This window comes from Streptomyces doebereineriae (genome assembly GCF_031845645.1).
In the GTDB taxonomy this organism is placed as follows: Bacteria; Actinomycetota; Actinomycetes; order Streptomycetales; family Streptomycetaceae; genus Streptomyces; species Streptomyces canus.
In genome coordinates this window covers 1-488 of record NZ_JAVREZ010000139.1, presented here as the reverse complement: position 1 = coordinate 488, position 488 = coordinate 1, and the positions used below count along the sequence as shown (strand labels likewise).

Sequence of the window (488 nt, the reverse complement as noted above, 5' to 3'; positions counted from 1 at the left end):
ACCACGTACCGCGACGGATCTCCCGCTGCGCCACACCGTTGACCACTTCCCATATCAACTGGATGTCCGGGCTTTGCGTCCCGTAGAACGACTGGGTGAGCTGCCTGCGGGCGGCGGTGCCGTCATCAGCCGTGAACAGATGCCGGTAGGTGACGTACGGGATCAACAATTCCTGCCCGATGTTGATCAGCCCCGGATTGCTGAGGTGATTCTGCTCGGCGATCACGGGGTAGAGATCTCCGTCGCCGTATTCGCGCTGGGCGATCCCGAACAGGGTGTCGCCGAGTGCCACGGTGTAGTTCTTCATCTGCCACTGCCTTTCTGGTCGTGTGCGGCCCATATCGGCTCAGTGTCGAGTACCCCTCGGTCTGTGGTCGCGCGTAGCGGGCTACCTCAAGTCGAGCGGGATACCTGCGCCTGTCAGTCCTGTTGGCGCTCTTGCCATCCCGGTGCTGAGGGGAACGTCCACAGCACCGGGATGGCAAGAG

1 protein-coding gene is annotated in these 488 nt (G+C 62.3%); it reads right to left on the bottom strand.

The window, feature by feature from the left end; all coding sequences use genetic code 11:
* Positions 1-307: LysM peptidoglycan-binding domain-containing protein (locus tag RNB18_RS51110; protein WP_311720937.1), on the bottom strand; the 307-nt coding region annotated here is incomplete at its 3' end.
* Between the last annotated feature and the right edge of the window lie 181 nt (positions 308-488).